General features: G+C 63.1%; 19 protein-coding genes. 15 read left to right on the top strand and 4 right to left on the bottom strand.

All coding sequences use genetic code 11. From position 1 onward, the window contains the following. Nucleotides 1-21: 21 nt before the first annotated feature. Together BMZ70_RS15350 and ffh are read right to left on the bottom strand one after the other, a co-directional pair. Entirely contained in the window at nt 22-396 is a 375-nt protein-coding gene (locus BMZ70_RS15350; RefSeq protein WP_092275917.1) for an SWIB/MDM2 domain-containing protein, read from the bottom strand. Between the two features lie 157 nt (nt 397-553). Continuing rightward, on the bottom strand, nt 554-1,921 hold the full coding sequence (ffh, locus tag BMZ70_RS15345) for a signal recognition particle protein (RefSeq protein WP_092275914.1): 1,368 nt from the start codon (nt 1,919-1,921) through the stop codon (nt 554-556). 156 nt (nt 1,922-2,077) lie between these two features. Here ffh and BMZ70_RS15340 point away from each other — a divergent pair, with 156 nt between their 5' ends. From BMZ70_RS15340 to BMZ70_RS15280, 13 genes are all read left to right on the top strand, one after another. Then, nucleotides 2,078-3,160, top strand: a complete 1,083-nt coding sequence (locus BMZ70_RS15340) for a YjgN family protein (protein WP_092275911.1) — start codon at nt 2,078-2,080, stop codon at nt 3,158-3,160. Then, nucleotides 3,161-4,165 (top strand): M48 family metallopeptidase, encoded by a 1,005-nt coding sequence (locus tag BMZ70_RS15335; RefSeq protein ID WP_092275908.1) that lies wholly within the window; start codon nt 3,161-3,163, stop codon nt 4,163-4,165. 58 nt (nt 4,166-4,223) lie between these two features. Beyond that, a complete protein-coding gene (locus BMZ70_RS15330; protein ID WP_092275905.1) occupies nt 4,224-5,192 on the top strand; it encodes an ABC transporter substrate-binding protein in 969 nt (322 codons plus the stop codon). Beyond that, nucleotides 5,192-6,025 carry an ABC transporter permease gene (locus BMZ70_RS15325; RefSeq protein ID WP_092275902.1) on the top strand — a complete coding sequence of 278 codons (834 nt, stop codon included), beginning with the start codon at nt 5,192-5,194 and terminating at the stop codon, nt 6,023-6,025. Before BMZ70_RS15330 ends, BMZ70_RS15325 begins: the two co-directional genes overlap by 1 nt. Further along, complete coding sequence (locus tag BMZ70_RS15320) at nt 6,025-6,816, top strand: ABC transporter ATP-binding protein (RefSeq protein ID WP_092275899.1); 792 nt, start codon at nt 6,025-6,027, stop codon at nt 6,814-6,816. Before BMZ70_RS15325 ends, BMZ70_RS15320 begins: the two co-directional genes overlap by 1 nt. A 32-nt stretch (nt 6,817-6,848) precedes the next feature. After that, complete coding sequence (locus tag BMZ70_RS15315) at nt 6,849-7,652, top strand: cytochrome C assembly family protein (protein ID WP_092275897.1); 804 nt, start codon at nt 6,849-6,851, stop codon at nt 7,650-7,652. Beyond that, on the top strand, nt 7,649-7,942 hold the full coding sequence (locus tag BMZ70_RS15310; protein WP_092275894.1) for a PP0621 family protein: 294 nt from the start codon (nt 7,649-7,651) through the stop codon (nt 7,940-7,942). The genes BMZ70_RS15315 and BMZ70_RS15310 overlap by 4 nt, the downstream gene beginning before the upstream one ends. Before the next feature lie 12 nt (nt 7,943-7,954). After that, entirely contained in the window at nt 7,955-9,652 is a 1,698-nt protein-coding gene (locus BMZ70_RS15305; RefSeq protein WP_092275891.1) for a sensor histidine kinase, read from the top strand. Next, nucleotides 9,652-11,088 (top strand): sigma-54-dependent transcriptional regulator, encoded by a 1,437-nt coding sequence (locus tag BMZ70_RS15300; RefSeq protein ID WP_092275888.1) that lies wholly within the window; start codon nt 9,652-9,654, stop codon nt 11,086-11,088. The genes BMZ70_RS15305 and BMZ70_RS15300 overlap by 1 nt, the downstream gene beginning before the upstream one ends. Then, nucleotides 11,085-11,711 (top strand): 1,6-anhydro-N-acetylmuramyl-L-alanine amidase AmpD, encoded by a 627-nt coding sequence (gene ampD, locus BMZ70_RS15295; RefSeq protein WP_092275885.1) that lies wholly within the window; start codon nt 11,085-11,087, stop codon nt 11,709-11,711. The genes BMZ70_RS15300 and ampD overlap by 4 nt, the downstream gene beginning before the upstream one ends. Before the next feature lie 171 nt (nt 11,712-11,882). Then, nucleotides 11,883-14,801 (top strand): ribonucleoside-diphosphate reductase subunit alpha, encoded by a 2,919-nt coding sequence (locus BMZ70_RS15290; RefSeq protein ID WP_092275882.1) that lies wholly within the window; start codon nt 11,883-11,885, stop codon nt 14,799-14,801. Between the two features lie 98 nt (nt 14,802-14,899). Continuing rightward, on the top strand, nt 14,900-16,009 hold the full coding sequence (locus tag BMZ70_RS15285) for a ribonucleotide-diphosphate reductase subunit beta (RefSeq protein ID WP_092275879.1): 1,110 nt from the start codon (nt 14,900-14,902) through the stop codon (nt 16,007-16,009). 169 nt (nt 16,010-16,178) lie between these two features. Further along, nucleotides 16,179-16,985 carry a PDDEXK nuclease domain-containing protein gene (locus tag BMZ70_RS15280; protein ID WP_092275876.1) on the top strand — a complete coding sequence of 269 codons (807 nt, stop codon included), beginning with the start codon at nt 16,179-16,181 and terminating at the stop codon, nt 16,983-16,985. Here the strand turns inward: BMZ70_RS15280 and BMZ70_RS15275 are convergent. Then, entirely contained in the window at nt 16,974-18,452 is a 1,479-nt protein-coding gene (locus BMZ70_RS15275) for an FAD-dependent oxidoreductase (protein ID WP_229205418.1), read from the bottom strand. The two genes, BMZ70_RS15280 and BMZ70_RS15275, sit on opposite strands and share 12 nt — an antisense overlap. A gap of 80 nt (nt 18,453-18,532) precedes the next feature. Between BMZ70_RS15275 and BMZ70_RS15270 the strand changes: the two genes are divergently transcribed. Beyond that, complete coding sequence (locus BMZ70_RS15270) at nt 18,533-19,003, top strand: MarR family winged helix-turn-helix transcriptional regulator (RefSeq protein WP_165403469.1); 471 nt, start codon at nt 18,533-18,535, stop codon at nt 19,001-19,003. Nucleotides 19,004-19,350: 347 nt separating this feature from the next. Beyond that, nucleotides 19,351-19,833 carry a hypothetical protein gene (locus BMZ70_RS28035; protein WP_130300764.1) on the top strand — a complete coding sequence of 161 codons (483 nt, stop codon included), beginning with the start codon at nt 19,351-19,353 and terminating at the stop codon, nt 19,831-19,833. An 11-nt stretch (nt 19,834-19,844) separates the two neighbouring features. On the opposite strand, the gene BMZ70_RS28365 is transcribed toward BMZ70_RS28035, so the two are convergent. After that, on the bottom strand, nt 19,845-20,191 hold a 347-nt coding region (locus tag BMZ70_RS28365), incomplete at its 5' end, for a hypothetical protein (RefSeq protein ID WP_175500779.1).

Below are 20,191 nucleotides of genomic sequence, written 5' to 3'. Positions count from 1 at the left end.
TCCCGGTTTTTTTGTGCCTGATTATTTCAGGTGGTCCGAAATCAGCTTGGTCATTTCGAACATGGAGACTTGGGCTTTGCCGCCGAACACGGCTTTCAGTTTGTCGTCGGCGTTGATGTTGCGACGGTTGGCTGGATCTTGCAGGTCGTGCTTCTTGATGTAGTCCCACACTTTTTTGGTCACTTCGGTGCGCGGCAGGGCTGCTGCGCCGACGATCGCGGCCAGCGAGGCGGACGGCGTCATCGCTTTCATGAAAGCGGCGTTAGGCTTGCGTGCTGCGGGTGCTTTTTTCACTGCGGCTGGTTTGGCTGCTGCTTTTGCTGCTGGTGCTGCTTTCTTCGCGGCAGGCTTCGCTGCCGGTTTCTTAGCTGGTGCTGCTTTTTTGGCTGTTGCCATATTCGAGCCTCCTTAACGAACACATGGAAAATTGCGCAATTGATCGCACCGGCTAATATTGGTGGGGATTTAACCTATGCGCAACTGTTTTTTGCGTTTTTTCCCGGAAACACTACGTAAACACGGGGCGTAGCCCCGGTTTACGTGGTTTTCGCCCCTAGCGCATGCCCGGCATCATGCCCTTCATGGCGCGCATCATCTTCATCATGCCGCCGCCGGACAGCTTCTTCATCATGGTTTGCATCTGCTCGAACTGGTTCAGCATGCGGTTTACTTCCTGCACCTGCACGCCGGCGCCGGCCGCGATGCGGCGCTTGCGGGTGGCCTTGATCAGCTCCGGCTTGGCGCGTTCGGCCTTGGTCATGGAGTCGATGATGCCGACCATGCGCCGCACCTGCTTGTCGGCCTGGTCCATGTTGGCGTTGCCGGCCGCCTGCTGGAACTGCGCCGGCAGCTTGTCGACCAGGCTGGCCATGCCGCCCATGTTCTTCATCTGGCTCAGCTGCGCCTTGAAGTCGTTCATGTCGAACTTGGCGCCCGACTTGACCTTGGCCGCCAGCTCGGCGGCCGCCTTGGCGTCCACGCCCTTACGGGCTTCTTCCACCAGCGCCAGGATGTCGCCCATGCCCAGCACCCGGTTGGCCATGCGCGCCGGGTCGAAGGCTTCCAGGCCGTCCAGCTTTTCCGAGACGCCGGCAAACTTGATCGGCTTGCCGGTAATGTGGCGTACCGACAGCGCCGCGCCGCCGCGCGAATCGCCGTCCAGCTTGGTCAGCACGATGCCGGTCAGCGGCAGCGCGTCGTTGAAGGCCTTGGCGGTGTTGATCGCATCCTGGCCCAGCATGGCGTCGACCACGAACAGGGTTTCGATCGGCTTGACCGCGCCGTGCACGGCGGCGATTTCCTGCATCATCTGCTCATCGATACCGAGACGGCCGGCGGTGTCGATGATCAGCACGTCGTGGTAGTGCTTCTTGGCCCAGTCCAGCGCGCCCAGCGCGATGTCGACCGGTTTGTCCTGTGCAGTGGACGGGAAGAAGTCGGCGCCGACCTGCGCGGTCACCGATTGCAGCTGGGCGATCGCGGCCGGACGGTAGACGTCGGCCGACACCGTCAGCACTTTCTTTTTCTTTTCTTCTTTTAAATACTTGGCCAGCTTGCCGACGGTGGTGGTTTTACCCACACCTTGCAGACCGGCCATCAGGATGATGGCGGGCGGCTGCTGGGCAAAGCTGAGCTGGGCCGCTTCCGGGCCGAGGTCGGCGCCCATCAGGGAGGCCAGCTCGCGCTGCACCACGCCGACCAGCGCCTGGCCCGGCGACAGCGAGGAAATCACTTCCTCGCCCAGGGCCTTTTCTTTGACGCGGGCGATGAATTCGCGCACCGCCGGCAGGGCGACGTCGGCCTCGAGCAGCGCCATGCGCACTTCGCGCAGCATCTCGGCGGTGTTGGCTTCGGTCAGGCGGGCCTCGCCGCGCATGGTCTTGACGACCTTGGCAAGGCGTTGAGTCAGGTTATCTAGCATGGTGATCGGTCAGTTGAAGATTTGGCCGCCATTTTACCGCATCGCTCCGCACCCGGCGGATTTGCTGGTGTTGTCAAAAATTACAATTTCTCGTTGACAATATTGACTAAAAAGCGCATCGTCTTGGCAACTATTTGATTCCTGACAGGAGACAGCATGGAGCAGTTACTGGACGCCGCCCCGACCGCGCCGCCGGCGCCCGCCGCCGAGACGCCGGGGCCGCAGCGCATCACGTTCCGCGCCAGCGGCAGCGAGTATTTCCGCATCTGGATCGTCAACCTGCTGCTGACCATCGTTACGCTGGGCATCTATTCGGCCTGGGCCAAGGTGCGCCGCAATCAGTACTTCTATTCCAGCACCGAGCTGGCCGGCAGCAGCTTCGAGTACCACGGCAATCCGGTGTCCATCCTCAAGGGCCGCATCCTGGCCGGGCTGTTTGTCGGCATTTATGCGCTGGCGCTGCGCGGCTCGCCCGGCCAGGCCGTGCTGGGCGTGCTGCTGCTGGTGGCGGTTGCGCCGTGGTTCATGTGGAAGAGCGTGCGCTTCCGCCTGCACAACACCGGCTACCGCGGTCTGCGCTTCCGCTTTGCCGGCGACCTGCACGACGCCTACATCAACTACATGGTGCGCCCGTGGCTGAGCGGCGTGACCGCCGGCCTGGCCATCCCGTTTGTGCACCAGCGCGCCAAGGCCTGGACCCACAACAGCGCCCGCTACGGCACTGCGCGCTTTTCCTTCGACGCCGAGGTCAGCGATTTTTATAAACTGTATGGCTGGTTTGTGCTGATCGGCCTCGGTGGTTTTGGCGCGCTGGCGTGGCTGATCATGGCGGGCGTGTCGCCGGCCGATGGCACGGCCGGCGCCGCCGACGCCCACGCCGCCGAAGCCGGCTACGTGGTGCTGGCAGGCTACGCCTGGTTCTTCCTGGTCTACCCGCTGTTCATGCAGTTGACGCAAAACCTGGTGTGGAACCACACCAGCCTGGAGCAGCACCGCTTCCAGTCCGACATGAAGTGGGGCCGCATGGTGTTCATCACGCTGACCAACTACCTGGCCGTGATCTGCACGCTGGGCCTGTTCCTGCCGTTCGCCCGCGTGCGCACGCTGCGCTACCGCCTTGAATCGATCGCGCTGCTGCCGGAAGGTTCGCTGGACGATGTGCTGGCTGCGCCACAGGACGACGTCGGCGCCACCGGCGAAGGCGCGGCCGATTTCTTCGATTTCGATTTGTCGATGTAAATGAGCGCAGTCGCCGCCCGCTATTTCGACGGCCGCAGCTCGCGCCTGCACCGCGTCACGCTGAGCGTGGAAGACGGCCACGCCGTGCTGCGCGGCGAGGCCGAACGGCGCGAACCGCTGCAGGCGCTGCACGTGTCCGAGCGCAGCCGCCACGCCGCGCGCAAAGTCAGCTTTGCCGACGGCGCCTTCCTCGAAGTGGACGACGGCGAGGCTTTTGCCGCGCTGTTGCACGAGACCGGCCACCGCGACGGCCTGGTGGTGCGCCTGCAGCACAGCTGGCGCGCGGTGCTGGCCTCGGCCGCCGCCACAGTGGCACTGCTGTGGCTCGGCTATCTGTACCTGTTGCCGGCGCTGGCGGCCGGCATCGCCGCCGCGCTGCCGCCGCAAGTGGAGCGGCAGCTGGGCGACGGCGTGCTGGCGCTGCTCGACAAACACATCCTCGCGCCGTCGGCCTTGACGCCGCAACGGCAGGCCGCGCTGACCGCGCGTCTGCGCCAGTTGCAGCCGCCGGGGGAGGGCGCGGCGCCGGCATGGCGGTTGCAATTCCGTAGCAGCCGGGTCGGTCCCAACGCCTTCGCGCTGCCGTCGGGCGATATTGTGATGACCGACCAGATGGTCAAGCTGCTGGCCAGCGACGACGCCGTGATGGCGGTGCTGGGCCACGAGCTGGGCCACCTGCACCATCACCACGGCATGCGCCGCCTGATCCAGGGCTCGGTGGTGACGGCGATTTCCGGTCTGGTGTTCGGCGACATGTCGGCCCTGATGGCCACCGCGCCGGCGCTGCTGCTGGACATGAAGTATTCGCGCGACGCCGAGCGCGACGCCGACGATTACGCGGTCGCCATGATGCTGCACAACGGTCTCGGCGTGCAACCGCTGGTCGAGGTCTTCACCCAGCTGCAAAAGCTGGAACAGCAGCAGGGTGGCGATATGGGCTACCTGTCCAGCCACCCGCCCAGCAGCGAGCGCCTTGAGCGCATACGCGGGGTCAGAATGCGCTGATAGGCAAGACCTGCCGGGCTTGGTATGATTTCTTCAAACCACCTTTTGGGAGAGACGGATGAAACTGAAAGCGCTTTGCACCGCCGTAGTCATGACCGCCGCCGTTGGCAGCGCCCAGGCCCAGGAAGTCGTCCGCCTGGGGAACCTCAAGTTCGCCCACTACGGCGCCGTCTCGTATATCAAGGAAATCGCGCCCAAGTGCGGCATCAAGGTCGAGGAGCGGGTGTTCGCCAAGGGCCTCGATGTGATGCAGGCGATTATCGCCGGCGAGCTCGATGTCGGCACCACCGCCTCCGAGGCCGCCATCTCGGGCCGCGCCGGCGGCGCGCCGATCTTCGTGGTGGCCGGCTTTGCCAAGGGCGGCGCGCAATTGGTCAGCCGCGCCGACCTCAAACTGAAAACCGTCAAGGACCTCAAGGGCAAGAAAGTCGGCGTCACGCGCGGCGGCATCCAGGAAGTGCTGCTGCTGGCCGAGCTGCAGCAAAACGGCCTGACCGTGTCCGACCAGCCGGGCAAGGATGTGCAGCTGGTGTTCCTGGCCTACGCCGACCTTAATCAGGCGCTGCTCGGCAAGCAGATCGACGCCATGATGCAGTCCGAGCCGCAATCCTCGCAAGCCATCAACAAGGGCTTCGGCACCGAGATCCTCAAGCCCTACGACACCCCGATCGGCGAGCCGGTGCGCACGATGGTGATGACCGAGAAGTTCTATAAAGAGAAGCGCCCGCTGGCCGAGAAGTTCATGAACTGCTTCGTCCAGTCCACCAAGCTGTTCATCGAGAACAAGGCGGTGGCCGAGAAGTATGTGCGCGAGGTGGTCTTTAAAGGCCAGATCACCAAGGATGATTTCGACGACGCCATCGGCAATTCGCCGTACAGCTACGACATCACGCCCGAGCACATCCAGATCACCACCGACGTGATGGTCAAGACCGGCGTCGGCCGCATGGCCAAGCCGCCGGTGGCCAAGGACTGGGTCAAGACCGACCTGCTGGACGCGGCCAAGAAATCGCTGGGCGTGAAGTAATGACGGCCTCCGCGCGCGCGTCTTCCTTGCGGCAGATCGGCATCGGCCTGGTGCTGCCGGCCGTGGTGGTGGCCGTGTGGCAAACGGTGGCCGCACTGGGCTGGGTCAACCCGCAAGTGCTGCCGTCGCCGCTGGCGGTGGCGGAGAAGTGGATCGCCTACCTGCTGCCGCTGCAGCCGTATGATCCGGCCGCCGGCAGCTGGCTGCACTGGGCCGTCTCCGGCGAGCTGATTACCGATTCCCTGAGCAGCTTGTACCGCGTGGTGGTCGGCTTCCTGATCGGCGGCGGCCTGGCCCTGCCGCTCGGGCTGGCGATGGGCATGAGCAACCGCGTCTACGACTGGTTCAATGTGCTGGTGCAGATGGTGCGGCCGATCCCGCCGATCGCCTACATCCCCTTGTCGATGCTGTGGTTCGGGCTCGGTAACCCGCCGGCCGTGTTCCTGATCGCGCTGGGCGCTTTCTTCCCGGTGCTGATGAATACCATCGCCGGCGTGCGCCAGGTCGACGGGATTTACATCCGCGCCGCGCGCAACCTCGGCGCCTCCGGCTTCACCATGTTCACCCGCGTGATCCTGCCGGCGGCCGTGCCTTACATCCTGTCCGGCGTGCGGATCGGCATCGGCACCGCCTTCATCGTGGTGATCGTGGCCGAGATGGTGGCGGTGAACAATGGCCTCGGCTTCCGCATCCTCGAAGCGCGCGAGTACTTCTGGTCCGACAAAATCATCGCCGGCATGATTACGATTGGCCTGATCGGCTTGGCCATCGACGTCGGCATGAACAAGCTGAATAACTACCTGCTGCGCTGGCACCGTGGATTGGAGAACTGATGTCGCACATCCTCGTCTCGCAAGTGAACAAGGTGTTCCAGACCGCCGAACGCGAAGTGGTGGCGCTCAAGGACATCAACCTGGAAATCCCGCAGGGCCAGTTCGTGTGCCTGCTCGGTCCTTCCGGCTGCGGCAAGTCGACCCTGCTGAACGCGGTGGCCGGCTTTGCGCCGCCGTCGTCCGGCAGCATCACCGCCGACGGCAGGCTGGTGACCGCGCCCGGTCCGGAGCGCGGCATGGTGTTCCAGGAATACGCGCTGTTCCCGTGGATGACGGTGGCCGACAATATCGGCTTCGGCCTGGAGATCAAGGGCCAGCCGAAAGCGCAGGTCACGGCCACGGTTGACAAGCTGCTCAACATGCTGTCCCTGCAGGACTTCCGCAACCGCTACCCGAAAGACCTGTCGGGCGGGATGCGCCAGCGGGTGGCGATCGCCCGCGTGCTGGCGCTCGATTCGCCCATCATGCTGATGGACGAGCCGTTCGGCGCCCTGGACGCGCTCACGCGCCGCAACCTGCAGGATGAACTGCTGCGCATCTGGTCCGAGCTGAAAAAGACCATCATCTTCGTCACCCACTCGATCGAGGAGGCGATTTACCTGGCCGACCGCATCGTGGTGATGACCTATCGCCCCGGCACCGTCAAGCGCGATATCTTGATCGACCTGCCGCGCCTGCGCGATCCGGCGTCCGCCGAATTCAATGCCCTCAAGCGCGAGCTGGGCCAGCTGGTGATGGAAGAGCAGCAGCGCCATCATCACGACGAGCTGCGCATGGCTGCCGTGGACTGATGCTGGTTTAAATGATGGTGTAGACTGCCGGGATGCAGACTTATTCTTTTATCGCAGCCATCGTGCTGTATATAGTGTGCGCCGCGCTGCCATCGCGCCGGGGCGGCCTGATTTCGGCCGTCACCCTGGCCGCATGGCTGCTGCATGGCGCCGGCCTGTGGTCGGAAATCGCCGCCGGCGGCGCGCTGCGCTTCGGCTTTGCCGCCATGCTGTCGTCGGCCCTGTGGGTGTCGGTAGCGGCCTACTGGATCGAGAACCAGAACTTCAGCCTGGACGGCTTGCGCCGGCTGGTGATGCCGGTGGCCGCCGTGGCGGCGCTGCTGCAGCTGCTCTTCCCCGGCAACCTGGTGCCGCTGGAGGGCAAGTCGCCGCTGTTCGGCTGGCACATCGCGATCGCCACGATGGCGTATTCGACGCTGACCATCGCCGCCTTCCACGCCGTGCTGATGGCCTTGCAGGAGGCGCGCCTGCATGCGCGCACCGACCGCCAGTCCTTTTTGTCCGGCGCGCTGGACCAGCTGCCGGCGCTGCTGACGATGGAAAAGCTGTTGTTCCGCATGATAGGCTTCGGCTTCGCCTTCCTGACCCTGACCGTGTTGTCGGGCATCGTGTTCTCGGAACAGCTGTTCGGGCAGGCGCTGAAATGGGATCACAAGTCGGTGTTCACGCTGCTGTCGTGGGTGCTGTTTGCCGCGCTGCTGGCCGGCCGCCGCTTCCGTGGCTGGCGCGGCAAGACGGCGCTGAGTTTCACGCTGGCCGGCTTTGCGACTTTGCTGCTGGCCTACGTCGGCAGCCGTTTTGTGTTTGAAGTGGTTTTGCATAAGGGTTGGGCATGAGCCGTATTATTTTCTGGTTGGCGCTGGTATTCCTGGTGATCTTCGCGATCCGTTCCAAGATCCGCGAGGCGCAGAAGCGCCACCAGCAGCAGTTCCGCCAACAACAGCCGCCGCAGCAGCCGGCGCCGTCGCCGTCGCCGCAAGCGCGTTCGCGTTCGCAGGCGGCCAACGACGCCGAGGTGATGCTGCAATGCGCGCACTGCGGCATCTTCTATCCGGCCTCGGAAACGGTGCAGGCCAACGGCCGTGACTATTGCAGCGCGGCCCACGCCGCACTGCCGTCCGCATAACGCCCGGCGGCCGTGACCACGCGCCTGCAAGCCCTGTCGGCCGAATCGCGCGCTACCTTCTGGCGCTCGCTGCAAACGCTGAACGCCACGCGCGTGGTGATCGCGCTGGTGCTGCTGGTCTACCTGAGTTTCGACAATCGCGGCCTGCGCGCCTCCGGCCAGTATCTTTACCTGCAAATCTGCCTGGTCTACCTCGGGCTGGCGATCGGCTTTGCATTGTCGGCGGTGTACGTGCAGCGCCGCTTCGTGCTGCAACTGCTGTCGCAGATCGCCTGCGACCTGGCGATCATTTCCTTGCTCTACCTGGCCGGCGGCGGCATGCGCAGCGGGCTGGCGATCCTGTATTTGTTCCCGCTGGCCGGGCTGGCCATCCTGGCGCCGCTGGTGGTGGCGCTGTTCTGCGCCTCGCTGGTGACGCTGTTCCTGCTCGGCGACACCACCTGGCAAATCTTCCTGTTCGACAGCGACCGCGATGTGATGCAGGCCGGCTTGTACGGCGCCGCCTTCCTGGCCGCCGTGCTGGTGGTGAACCGCATGGCCGCCAAGTTGATCGGGCAGGAGGAACTGGCCAACCAGCGCGGGGTCGAGATCAGCGTGCAGCAGGCCGTCAACCGGCTGGTGATGGCCAACATCGGCGACGGCATCCTGGTGGTCGATGCGGACGGGCAGGTGGTGGCCGGCAATCCGGCGGCGCAGCAGATGCTTGGCCTGGTCGGGCCGGAGCTCAAGTTCAAACTGTCGGCCGCCGTGGCGCTGGCGCCGCTGGCGCAGGCCTATCACGCCTGGCGCGAAGACACCACGCAGGCCACCGCATTCCTGGCCATCAAACCATTCAACGACGCCGCACTGGAAGGCATGACCGCCGCCTGGAGCGCGCGCCGCGACCTGGCCGCGCATCTGAAAGTGCGCTTCGCCGCCGCCGACACCCACGGGCTGGGCGCGCCGCGCAGCGTGATCTTCCTGCAGGACGTGACCGGCATTGAAAATCAGGCGCAGCAATTGAAGCTGGCCTCGATGGGGCGCCTGACCGCCAGCATCGCGCACGAGGTGCGCAATCCGCTGTCGGCCATCGGCCACGCCACCGCGCTGCTGGGCGAGGACATCAGCGACCCGGTGCACCAGCGCCTGTTGAAGATCGTTGGCGACAACGTCAGCCGCGTCAACCGCATGGTGGAGGACATCCTGCAGCTGTCGCGCAAGGCGCAGCAGCACAGCGAGCCGCTGGCGCTGGACGTCTTCCTGGCCGAGCTGCGCGCGGAATTCATCGACACCCACGGGCTGGCGCCGGAGATCGTCGACGTCACGGTGGCCCCGGGCACGCTGGTGCGCTTCGATGCGCTGCACCTGCGCGAGGTGGTGCTCAACCTGCTGAACAACGCGGTGCGCTACGCCAGCGGCGGGCCGGCTTCGATCCGCCTCGACGCGGTGCGCGACAAGGCGCAGCGGCTGGAACTGCATGTGCAGGACGACGGCCCCGGCATTTCGCCCGAAGTGCGGGCCCACTTGTTCGAGCCGTTTTACACCACCTCCAGCAAGGGCACCGGGCTGGGGCTGTATCTGGCGCGGGAATTGTGTTTGAATAACGAAGCGCGGCTGGACTATGAATACCGTTTTGATAACAGGGACAGCGCCGACGGCAGCCCGGCGTTGAGCGGGCGCTTTGTCATTACTTTCGCCTCGCACGGGCAGACGCAAGGAAAGGCTGTTTAATGAGTGCACGTTCCCCTCAGGCCCCGCGTTCGCCGCGCGTGCTGGTCGTCGACGACGAGGCCGACCTGCGCGAACTGCTGGAACTGACCCTGCTGAAAATGGGGCTGGACGTCGACAGCGCGGCCACGCTGGCCGAGGCGCGCGCGCTGCTGGCAGGGACGGAATACCAACTGGTGCTGACCGATATGCGCCTGCCGGACGGCCTGGGGCTGGAGCTGGTGCGCGAAGTCACGGCCGCCTACAAGAACACGCCGGTGGCGGTGGTGACCGCCTTCGGCAGCGCCGACAACGCGGTGGTGGCGCTGAAAGCCGGCGCCTTCGATTACATCTCCAAGCCGGTGGCGCTGGACCAGCTGCGCGTGATGGTGCAGTCGGCGCTGCGCCTGAACGCCGGACCGGAAGCAGCGCCGGCGCCAAGCGCGACGCCGGTCACCAGCCGCCTGCGCGGCGAGTCGGCCGTGATCCAGGCGCTGCGCGCGCAGATCGCGCGGCTGGCGCGCTCGATGGCGCCGGTCTACATCCACGGCGAATCGGGCAGCGGCAAGGAACTGGCGGCGCGCGAAATCCATGCGCAAAGCTCGCGTGCCGGCAAGCCCTTCATCGCCGTCAACTGCGGCGCGATCCCGGAAGCGCTGATGGAAGCGGAGTTCTTCGGCTACCGCAAGGGCTCTTTCACCGGCGCGGCCGACGACCGCGAAGGCTTCTTCCAGGCCGCCAATGGCGGCACCCTGATGCTCGACGAAGTGGCCGACCTGCCGCTGGCGATGCAGGTCAAGCTGCTGCGCGCGATCCAGGAGCGGCGCGTGCGCAAGATCGGCGCCACCGCCGAGGAGCCGGTCGATGTGCGCATCGTCAGCGCCACCCACAAGAACCTGGCGCAGTGCGTGGAGCAGGGCAGCTTCCGCCAGGATTTGTTCTACCGCCTGAACGTGATCGAACTGACGCTGCCACCGCTGCGCGAGCGGCTCGACGATCTGGGCGAACTGACCGGCGCCATCCTCGAACGGCTCGGCACCTTCGAGCACAAGGTGGTGCTGGGGACCGGCGTGCTGGAAGCGTTGAAAGGCTATTCCTTCCCCGGCAATGTGCGCGAGCTGGAAAACATCCTCGAACGGGCGCTGGCCTTTGCCGACGATGGCGTGATCGAGGTCGGCGACCTGGCGCTGAAAGGCGGCAAGCCGGCCGAAGCCGTGGAGGCGATAGTGCCGATGCCGGCGCCGACCGCGCCGATGGCTGTCGCCACGCCGCCGCTGCCGCTCGATGCGCTGCCGGCCAGCCTGCCCGACTACCTGAACCAGATCGAGCGCGACATCATCCTGCGGGCGCTGGCGCAGACCCAGTTCAACCGCACGCAAGCTGCGCAGCTGCTGGGCATCAGCTTCCGCCAGCTGCGCTATCAAATGCAGAAACTGAACATCCAGGAGCCGGAGACGTGAATGCGGTGAGTGGATTTGATGGCTGGCTGCCGCTGGCGCAGCGCTACGACAGCCCGTATTTCGATGCGCGCCCCGGCCCGGCGCCGGACGACATCACCCTGCTGGTGGTGCACAACATCTCGCTGCCGGGCGGCCAATTCGGCGGTCCGCACGTGTCCGACCTGTTCACCGGCCGGATCGATTATAATGCTGACCCCTCGTTCGCCGACCTGCGTGGCCTGAAGGTTTCCAGCCACTTTTTTATCCGCCGGGACGGCAAGGTAATTCAATACGTTTCCGCCAACGATCGCGCCTGGCATGCCGGCGTGTCGCGCTTTTGCGGGCGCGAGAAATGTAATGATTTTGCTATCGGTGTGGAGCTGGAAGGCAGCGATTTCGTGCCGTTCGAGGCGGCGCAGTACGACGCGCTGGCCGAACTGACGCTGGCGCTGAAGCAGCACTATCCGTTGGCCGACGTGCAGGGACATGAACACATCGCGCCGGGCCGGAAAACCGATCCGGGGCCGTTGTTTGATTGGGAATATTATCAAAAACTGCTTAATCAAAAGGCACTGCAAGAGCCCGCGTTAGTGAGCGCTATCGCGGGATTGCGCGTAGTAAAGGGCCTTCCGCAAAGTCAATAGAAAAATTGCCGTAAACGACAAAATTTCCCCTTGCACGGGGAAAAGGCGGCTACTACAATCAGTGGATCGAGTTGGGTCCGGCACTAGATCTAGTGGTTGCCGTGACACTAATTCTTGTTAAACATACATATGCGGGCAGCAACGACTGCGCGTTGTAACCGGGGAGCTTAAATGCAATCTACTCAAGACATCACCATCAATCCAGCACTGGTACCAGCAGTGGCTGCGAGTACCGCCAGCAGCCCGGCAACGGCAGCGAGCGACCTCGGTGACTATCGCATCATCCGCCGTAACGGCGCGGTTGTGGCGTTTGAACCGTCGAAAATTGCAGTCGCCATGACCAAGGCCTTCCTGGCCGTGAATGGCGGCCAGGGCGCAGCTTCGGCCCGCATCCGTGAACTGGTGGAACAGCTGACCGCCAGCGTGGTGTCGGCACTGGTGCGCCGCCAGCCATCGGGCGGCACTTTCCACATCGAAGACGTGCAAGACCAGGTTGAACTGGCCCTGATGCGCTCGGGCGAACATGACGTTGCCCGCGCCTACGTGCTGTACCGCGCCAAGCAAATGGAAGAGCGCCGCGCCGCCAAGGAAGCTTCGGGCGCCGCCACCATCGCCGCACCGCAAATCCACGTGCTGGAAAACGGCGAGCGCAAGCCGCTGGAACTGAGCCGCGTGACCAGCCTGATCGGCGCTGCCTGCCAGGGCCTGGAAAAACACGTGGATGCCGACGCCATCGTCGCTGAAACCCTGAAAAACCTGTACGACGGCGTGCCGGTCGAAGAGCTGCACAAATCCGCCATCCTGGCTGCCCGCGCGCTGATGGAAAAGGATCCGGCTTACTCGCAAGTGACCGCCCGCATCCTGCTGCACACTATCCGCAAGGAAGTCTTCGGCAAGGAAGTCGCGCAAGCCGCCGCCGCCGCCGAATACGTGACCTACTTCCCGCAGTACATCGCCAAAGGTATCGCGGCCGAACTGCTGGACACCAAACTCGGTGAATTCGACCTGGCCCGCCTGGCCAAAGCCATCGTCGCCGACCGCGACCTGCAGTTCGGCTACATCGGCCTGCAAACCCTGTACGACCGCTACTTCCTGCACGTGCGCGATGTCCGCATCGAAATGCCACAGGCCTTCTACATGCGGGTCGCAATGGGCCTGGCCCTGAACGAAACCGACCGCGAAGCGCGCGCCATCGAGTTCTACAACCTGCTGTCGACCTTCGACTTCATGTCGTCGACCCCGACCCTGTTCAACTCGGGCACCCTGCGTTCGCAGCTGTCGTCGTGCTACCTGACCACCGTCTCGGACGATCTGGAAGGCATCTACGACGCCATCAAGGAAAACGCCCTGCTGGCGAAATTCGCCGGCGGCCTGGGTAACGACTGGACCCCTGTGCGTGCACTGGGCGCCCACATCAAGGGCACCAACGGCAAATCGCAAGGCGTGGTGCCGTTCCTGAAAGTGGTCAACGACACCGCCGTGGCGGTCAACCAGGGCGGCAAGCGCAAGGGCGCGGTCTGCGCCTACCTGGAAACCTGGCACATGGACATCGAAGAGTTCCTGGACCTGCGCAAGAACACCGGCGACGACCGCCGCCGCACCCACGACATGAACACCGCCAACTGGATTCCAGACCTGTTCATGAAGCGCGTGATGGAAAAAGGCGAATGGACCCTGTTCTCGCCATCCGACACGCCTGACCTGCACGACCTGGTCGGCAAGGCCTTCGAAAAAGCCTACCTGGGCTACGAAGCCAAGGCGGCCGCCGGCGAAATCCGCGTGTTCAAGAAAATCCAGGCGCTGGACCTGTGGCGCAAGATGCTGTCGATGCTGTTCGAAACCGGCCACCCTTGGATCACCTTCAAAGATCCTTGCAACATCCGTTCGCCGCAGCAGCACGTGGGCATGGTCCACAGCTCGAACCTGTGCACCGAGATCACCCTGAACACCGGTCCGGACGAAATCGCCGTCTGCAACCTGGGTTCGGTCAACCTGCCGGCCCACATGAAAGAGGGCAAGCTGGATCACGTCAAGCTGCAGAAAACCATCCGCACCGCGATGCGCATGCTGGATAACGTGATCGACATTAACTACTACGCGGTGGAAAAAGCGCGTAACGCCAATATGCGTCACCGTCCGGTGGGCCTGGGCGTGATGGGCTTCCAGGACTGCCTGCACATGATGCGTGTGCCGTTCTCGTCGATGGAATCGGTGCAGTTCGCCGACACCTCGATGGAAGCCGTCTGCTACTACGCCTACCTGGCCTCGACCGAACTGGCTGAAGAACGCGGCCACTACGCTTCGTACAAAGGTTCGCTGTGGGATCGCGGCATCCTGCCACAGGACTCGATCAAACTGCTGGCCGAAGAGCGCGGCGGCTACCTGGAGCAAGACCTGTCGTCGGCGATGGACTGGACCCCGGTGCGCGAGCGCATCAAGAAGTTCGGCATGCGTAACTCGAACTGCGTGGCGATCGCTCCGACCGCGACCATTTCGAACATCATCGGCGTGTCGGCTTGCATCGAACCGACCTTCCAGAACCTGTACGTGAAGTCCAACCTGTCGGGCGAGTTCACCGAGATCAACGCCTACCTGGTACGTGACCTGAAAGCACGCGACCTGTGGGACGAGGTGATGATCGCCGACCTGAAATACTTCGACGGTTCGCTGGCCAAGATCGACCGCATCCCGAACGACCTGCGTGACATTTATGCAACCGCGTTCGAAGTGTCGCCTAGCTGGCTGGTGGAAGCTGCCTCGCGTCGCCAGAAATGGATCGACCAGGCACAGTCGCTGAACATCTACATGGCTGGCGCCTCGGGCAAGAAGCTGGACGAAACCTACAAGCTGGCATGGCTGCGTGGCCTGAAAACCACCTACTACCTGCGCACCACCTCGGCCACTCACACCGAGAAGTCGACCTCCAAGACCGGCGCCCTGAACGCGGTGCCAGTGGATGGCGGCTTGGCTGCAGCAAGTGCAGCACCGGCGCCAGCGCCTGTCGCTGCCGCCTCGACCGAAGAAGACGGCGCCGCCTGCTACCTGCGTCCAGGCGACGACGGTTTCGAGGAATGCGAAGCCTGCCAATAACAGCCGTCATTCCGGCGTAGGCCGGAATCCAATTGGGTCCCCGCCTGCGCGGGGACGACATTGGTACTAATATATACAGAACTCAGAAGGAACTCATTATGTCGCTGTCCTGGGACGACGAGGCCGCATCGGCCAAACCAGTAGTAAATCAAGCCGCGCTGGCCACCGAGGGCAGCGCTGAGCAAGTCGCGCTGCGCGTCAACGCGGACGACAAGCGCATCATCAACGGCAAAACCGACGTCAATCAGCTGGTGCCGTTCAAATACAAATGGGCCTGGGACAAATACCTGGCCGGCTGCGCCAACCACTGGATGCCGCAGGAAGTGAACATGCAGCGCGACATCGAGCTGTGGAAGAACCCGAACGGCCTGACCGACGACGAGCGTCGCCTGGTCAAGCGCAACCTGGGCTTCTTCGTCACCGCCGACTCGCTGGCCGCCAACAACATCGTGCTGGGCACCTACCGCCACATCACCGCTCCTGAGTGCCGCCAGTACCTGCTGCGCCAGGCGTTTGAAGAAGCGATCCACACCCACGCCTACCAGTACATCGTCGAATCGCTGGGCCTGGACGAGCAAGAGATCTTCAACGCCTATAACGAAGTCAAATCGATCCGCGACAAGGACGAGTTCCTGATTCCGTTCATCGACACCCTGACCGACCCGGCCTTCACCACCGGCACCGTGGAGCAGGACCAGAAACTGCTCAAATCGCTGATCGTGTTCGCCTGCCTGATGGAAGGCCTGTTCTTCTACGTCGGCTTCACCCAGATCCTGGCGCTGGGCCGTCAGAACAAGATGATGGGCGCCGCCGAGCAGTACCAGTACATCCTGCGTGACGAATCGATGCACTGCAACTTCGGCATCGACCTGATCAACACCATCAAGATGGAAAACCCGCTGCTGTGGACCCCGGCCTTCAAGGAAGAGATCAAGCAGCTGTTCCTGAAAGCGGTGGAACTGGAGTACGCCTACGCCGAAGACACCATGCCACGCGGCGTGCTGGGCCTGAACGCCACCATGTTCAAAGGCTACCTGCGCTTCATCGCCAACCGCCGCGCCACCCAGATCGGCCTGGAAGCGCTGTTCGATCAGGAAGAAAACCCATTCCCGTGGATGAGCGAGATGATCGACCTGAAGAAAGAGCGTAACTTCTTCGAAACCCGCGTCATCGAATACCAGACCGGCGGCGCGCTGAACTGGGACTAATCTCCCTCAGCCCCGAACCAAAAGCCCTGCATTGCAGGGCTTTTGTCATTTCAGGCGTTCCCATTTGCTGACCGGTGATGTGGAGTCCTTGCATGCGGAGTTACGCAGTCTCATTGCGCCAGCCGGCAGCGATTGGCTGCCACAGTCAATGCCGAACTGAGCCCAGAAACTGGAACGGGAGTTTGGCCGCGGCTTCGAGGTGCAGAATCTTCGCCGTATGGTGCAATTTTCTCAAGCCTTTTCCGACCAGGAAATTGTCGCATCACTGATGCGACAATTGAGTTGGACACACTTTCTGTATCTCATACCACTAAAAAAAGAGGCCGCTCGCTTGTACTATGCCCGGCAAAGCGCGGCGGAGCGATGGAGCATGCGCGAGCTGCGTCGGCAGATTGAGCGGAAAGCCTATGAGCGTCACGAGATCGCCAGTGCCGAACTTTCAGCGCCAGAGGGTGCGCCCGAAGCGGTGTTCAAGGATCCGTATTTTCTGGATTTCCTTGGTCTGCGCGATGGTCACGATGAGGCGGATCTGGAGGCGGCCATTCTGATTCAGTTGAAGGCGTTCATCCTGGAGTTAGGCCAGGGCTTTGCTTTCGTCGAGCGGAAGAAGCGGATGGTGATTGATGGTGAGGACTTTTATCTTGATCTGCTGTTCTTTCATCGGCGTTTGCGGCGGCTGGTGGCGATTGAGTTGAAGCTGGGACGCTTCAAGGCGGCGCACAAGGGGCAGATGGAGCTCTATCTCAAGTGGTTGGACCGCTACGAGCGCCAGCCCGGCGAGGAGGCGCCTATTGGTTTGATCCTGTGCGCGGAGTCGAGCCACGAGCAGGTCGAGCTGCTGCAGGTGCAGAAGGACGGCATCACGGTCGCCGAGTATTGGACCGAGCTGCCGCCCAAGGCGGAACTGGAGCGCCAGCTGCGCTCCGCGCTGGCCGATGCCCGCGAACGGCTGGAGCGTCGTCGCCTAATGCAATGAGCGGCCAATGTATGCCGCCAGCGCCGCGCTGCTTTCGTCGTGGGTGAGGACGGCGAGATAGCCGTCGGGGCGGAGCAGGGCGATGTCGCCGGGTGCGAAGCCGTAGGCGGTGCGCAGGTGGCCCTCTTGATCGCGCAAGGCGGCATGCTGGCCGATGTCGATGATGCGCAGGCCACGGCGAGGAGCGATCACCGGTTCACTCCGCGCTTCATAGCGCAGCATGATCCAATCTCCCGATTTCAATAGCGAAAACAAACGGCACGGCTGTCCACCGGCGCCAAGCAGTGGTGCGTCCGGTGCGCGGTAGCCGGCGCGCAGCGGTGCATCGTCGCCGCGTTCGTCGAGCGACAGCGAGGATGCCGGATAGCCGAGATCCAGCTGCTGCTGTTCGCGCCCTCGCCGCAGGTCGCCACGCTCGCGGGCGGCGTCGAGCAGGCGGGTGGACATGCCCAGCATCCCGGCGGCGATCTCACGCCGCTCTTCTTCATAAGTGTCGAGCAGCGCGTCATCGGCGCCGCGCAGCACGGCCGCCAGTTTCCACCCCAGGTTCCAGGCATCCTGCACGCTGGTGTTCAAGCCTTGCCCGCCGGTCGGCGGATGCACGTGCGCCGCATCGCCGGCGAGGAACACGCGGCCCACTCGATAGCGCTCTGCTAGCCGCGCGCTCATCGCGTAGTCCGAACGCCAGTGGACGGCATGCAGCGCGATGTCATCGCACCCGGTACGTTCGACAATGGCGGCGGCGAGGCCGGCGTCCGACAGATCGAACTCACCTTCCAGCGGAATCGGCATCTGCAATTGGAATAGCGTGGTCCCTTGCAAAGGGCAGAGGCTAATCTGGCCAGCGCCTTTGCCCCAGCGATGCCATACCTCGCGCGTCAAGCCGCTGAGCGTGAGGTCGGCCACCACCGCGCGGGCGCCCAGCGACTCGCCGGGAAAATCCACGCCCAGGGTTTTGCGCACCGTGCTGCGACCGCCGTCGGCGCCGATCAGGTAGCGGGCGCGTATCGTGATCTCTTCCTCGACGGACGCCACGCGTGCGGTGACGCTGTTGGCGTCCTGTTCAAATCCCAGCAGCGCATGGCCATAGCGCGGCGCATGTCCCAGCTCCGCCAGCCGTGTGCGCAGGATGCCTTCGGTCAGGTGCTGCGGCAGCATCAGCGGCTCGCCATAGGGTTCGGCCGGCGTGGCGGCGCTGGCCTGCACCGAGACTTCATCGTGGTAGCTGCCGTCGGCCGCGTAGTGGCGCTGCGACGGATAGCGTCCACCAGCGGCGATCATGCGGTCGGCCACGTCCAGCGCTTCGAAGATTTCCAGGGTGCGCGGCTGGATGCCTTTGCCGCGCGAACCACTGAACGGCTCATCCGCCTGATCGATCAGAACGAAGTCCACGTTGCGGCGCGCGAGGTCGATCGCCAGTGTCATGCCGGCCGCACCGGCGCCGCAGATCAGAATATCAGTGTGCATGCTGCTCTCCATGTATGTGTATTTTGCACATATTATTCCGGTCGAAAAATCGTGTCAAGAACTATGTGTATAATGCACATATGAATAAAGATATCCGCGATTTGCATGACGCGCTGCTCGACATCATCGGCTTCATGAGCCGTCCCGAGCCCGACGTCGAACTGATGTCCGAGATGGCCATGCCGCTCGAGCGTGCACTGCTTCCCCTGCTGGTGCGCATCGACCGGCGCGGTCCGATCGGCGTGGTGGAGCTGGCCGATCTGGTCGGCCGCGACTACACCACCGTCAGCCGCCAGGTGGCGCGTCTCGATGAACTGGGACTGGTGGTGCGTCGCGCCGGCACCCGCGACAAGCGCGTGCGCGAAGCGGAAGTGACGGAGCTCGGACGCGAGATGGCGGACGCCATCGACCGTATGCGCGAAGAGATCGTCGGCGAACTGATGGCCGATTGGAGCAGCGCCGAGCGCCGCGACCTCGCCCGCCTGCTCAAGCGCATGGCCGCCGGCATGAACGAGTGGGTGGCCCGCCGCAAGCTGGAAGACGCCGAGTAAGCGCGCGCACCAATTCAAACGCGGCCTGTCTCCGCATGCCTTAACGTCGATTTACATGATCGCGCCGGCGATCAAACGCGTTCGAACACACGCACTAAAACGCAGATGCGCTGCGGCTTCGCGCTGTATTCCGCTTGCTATTCGCCTTACTCTGTCTCATAATCGCGACGAATTAAAAACAGCGAGCTGCGACGACGCGTGAACCCTGCGCCAGCGCTCTCGGATTCGGAAGCGGGTGGCGTGATTTTCTGGCCGATTTTGGCGGCGTCAAAGAAACCCAGTCTGCATAAGGCTTACTTTGAAGTGCGTTTTTTCAGCGCGATGCGCGCGGCACTTCCCGAACCCGATTGAGCGCGCGTGAAGTGCGCGCAGCGAAGCAGTCGAGCAGCTTGAATCGGTATGCATGCGTGAACCGGCGCACGTCGAACGTAAAAAAAGCGCGTGAATCTCTATCGTGCTGGTTGCGCACCGACAAGGTTTTCGTGTACTTTACGAACTTGAAAATGCGTGATTTAAAAAGTGCGAAAAATTTGAAGGCGCACCACGCAGTGATGACCGCGATACGGGACATAGATTCACACAGATATGCACAAGACCACGTCGTTTTTGTTCAACCGTCTTGCCTGATTCAATTCAGGCCGGGCGGTTTTTTGTTTGAAAACGAAAACCGCGACGTGGCTGCGACGCAGGTTCCAGGAGCTGAGGACACGCCCGGACCACCGCAAAACGTCGCGACAAGATTTGTATCCACACGCCGCGCCGGCCTCGGACGGCGGGTGGATCGATGGCTGAAGCGCTGCACTTGTGAGGAGATGCAGCAGTTCAGCTAGTGCCGAATTCATTAGCGCAAACGGAATGCTGTTTGCGCCGATGAATAATTCGCCTGGCCCAATCCCGGGTTGGACGGGTTTAAATCTTGTAAACGAATTTTTCCCATCCCCGATGAAGGAGAACTAAACATGGCAACCGCCGCAAAGAAACCAGCAGCCAAGAAAGCTGCTCCAGCAAAGAAACCTGCAGCCGCTAAAGCCGCTGCTCCAGCAAAAAAACCAGCAGCCGCTAAAGCTGCCGCTAAACCAGCTGTGAAAAAAGCCGCTGCCAAGCCAGCTGCTAAACCAGCAGTGAAGAAAGCTGCCGCTAAACCAGCAGTGAAAAAAGCCGCTCCAAAAGCAGCCGCTAAACCAGCAG

Source organism: Duganella sp. CF402, from assembly GCF_900109645.1.
GTDB lineage: Bacteria > Pseudomonadota > Gammaproteobacteria > Burkholderiales > Burkholderiaceae_D > Rugamonas.
The sequence above is the reverse complement of the archived record's forward strand: the minus strand, read 5'-3'. Positions and strand labels throughout refer to the sequence as shown.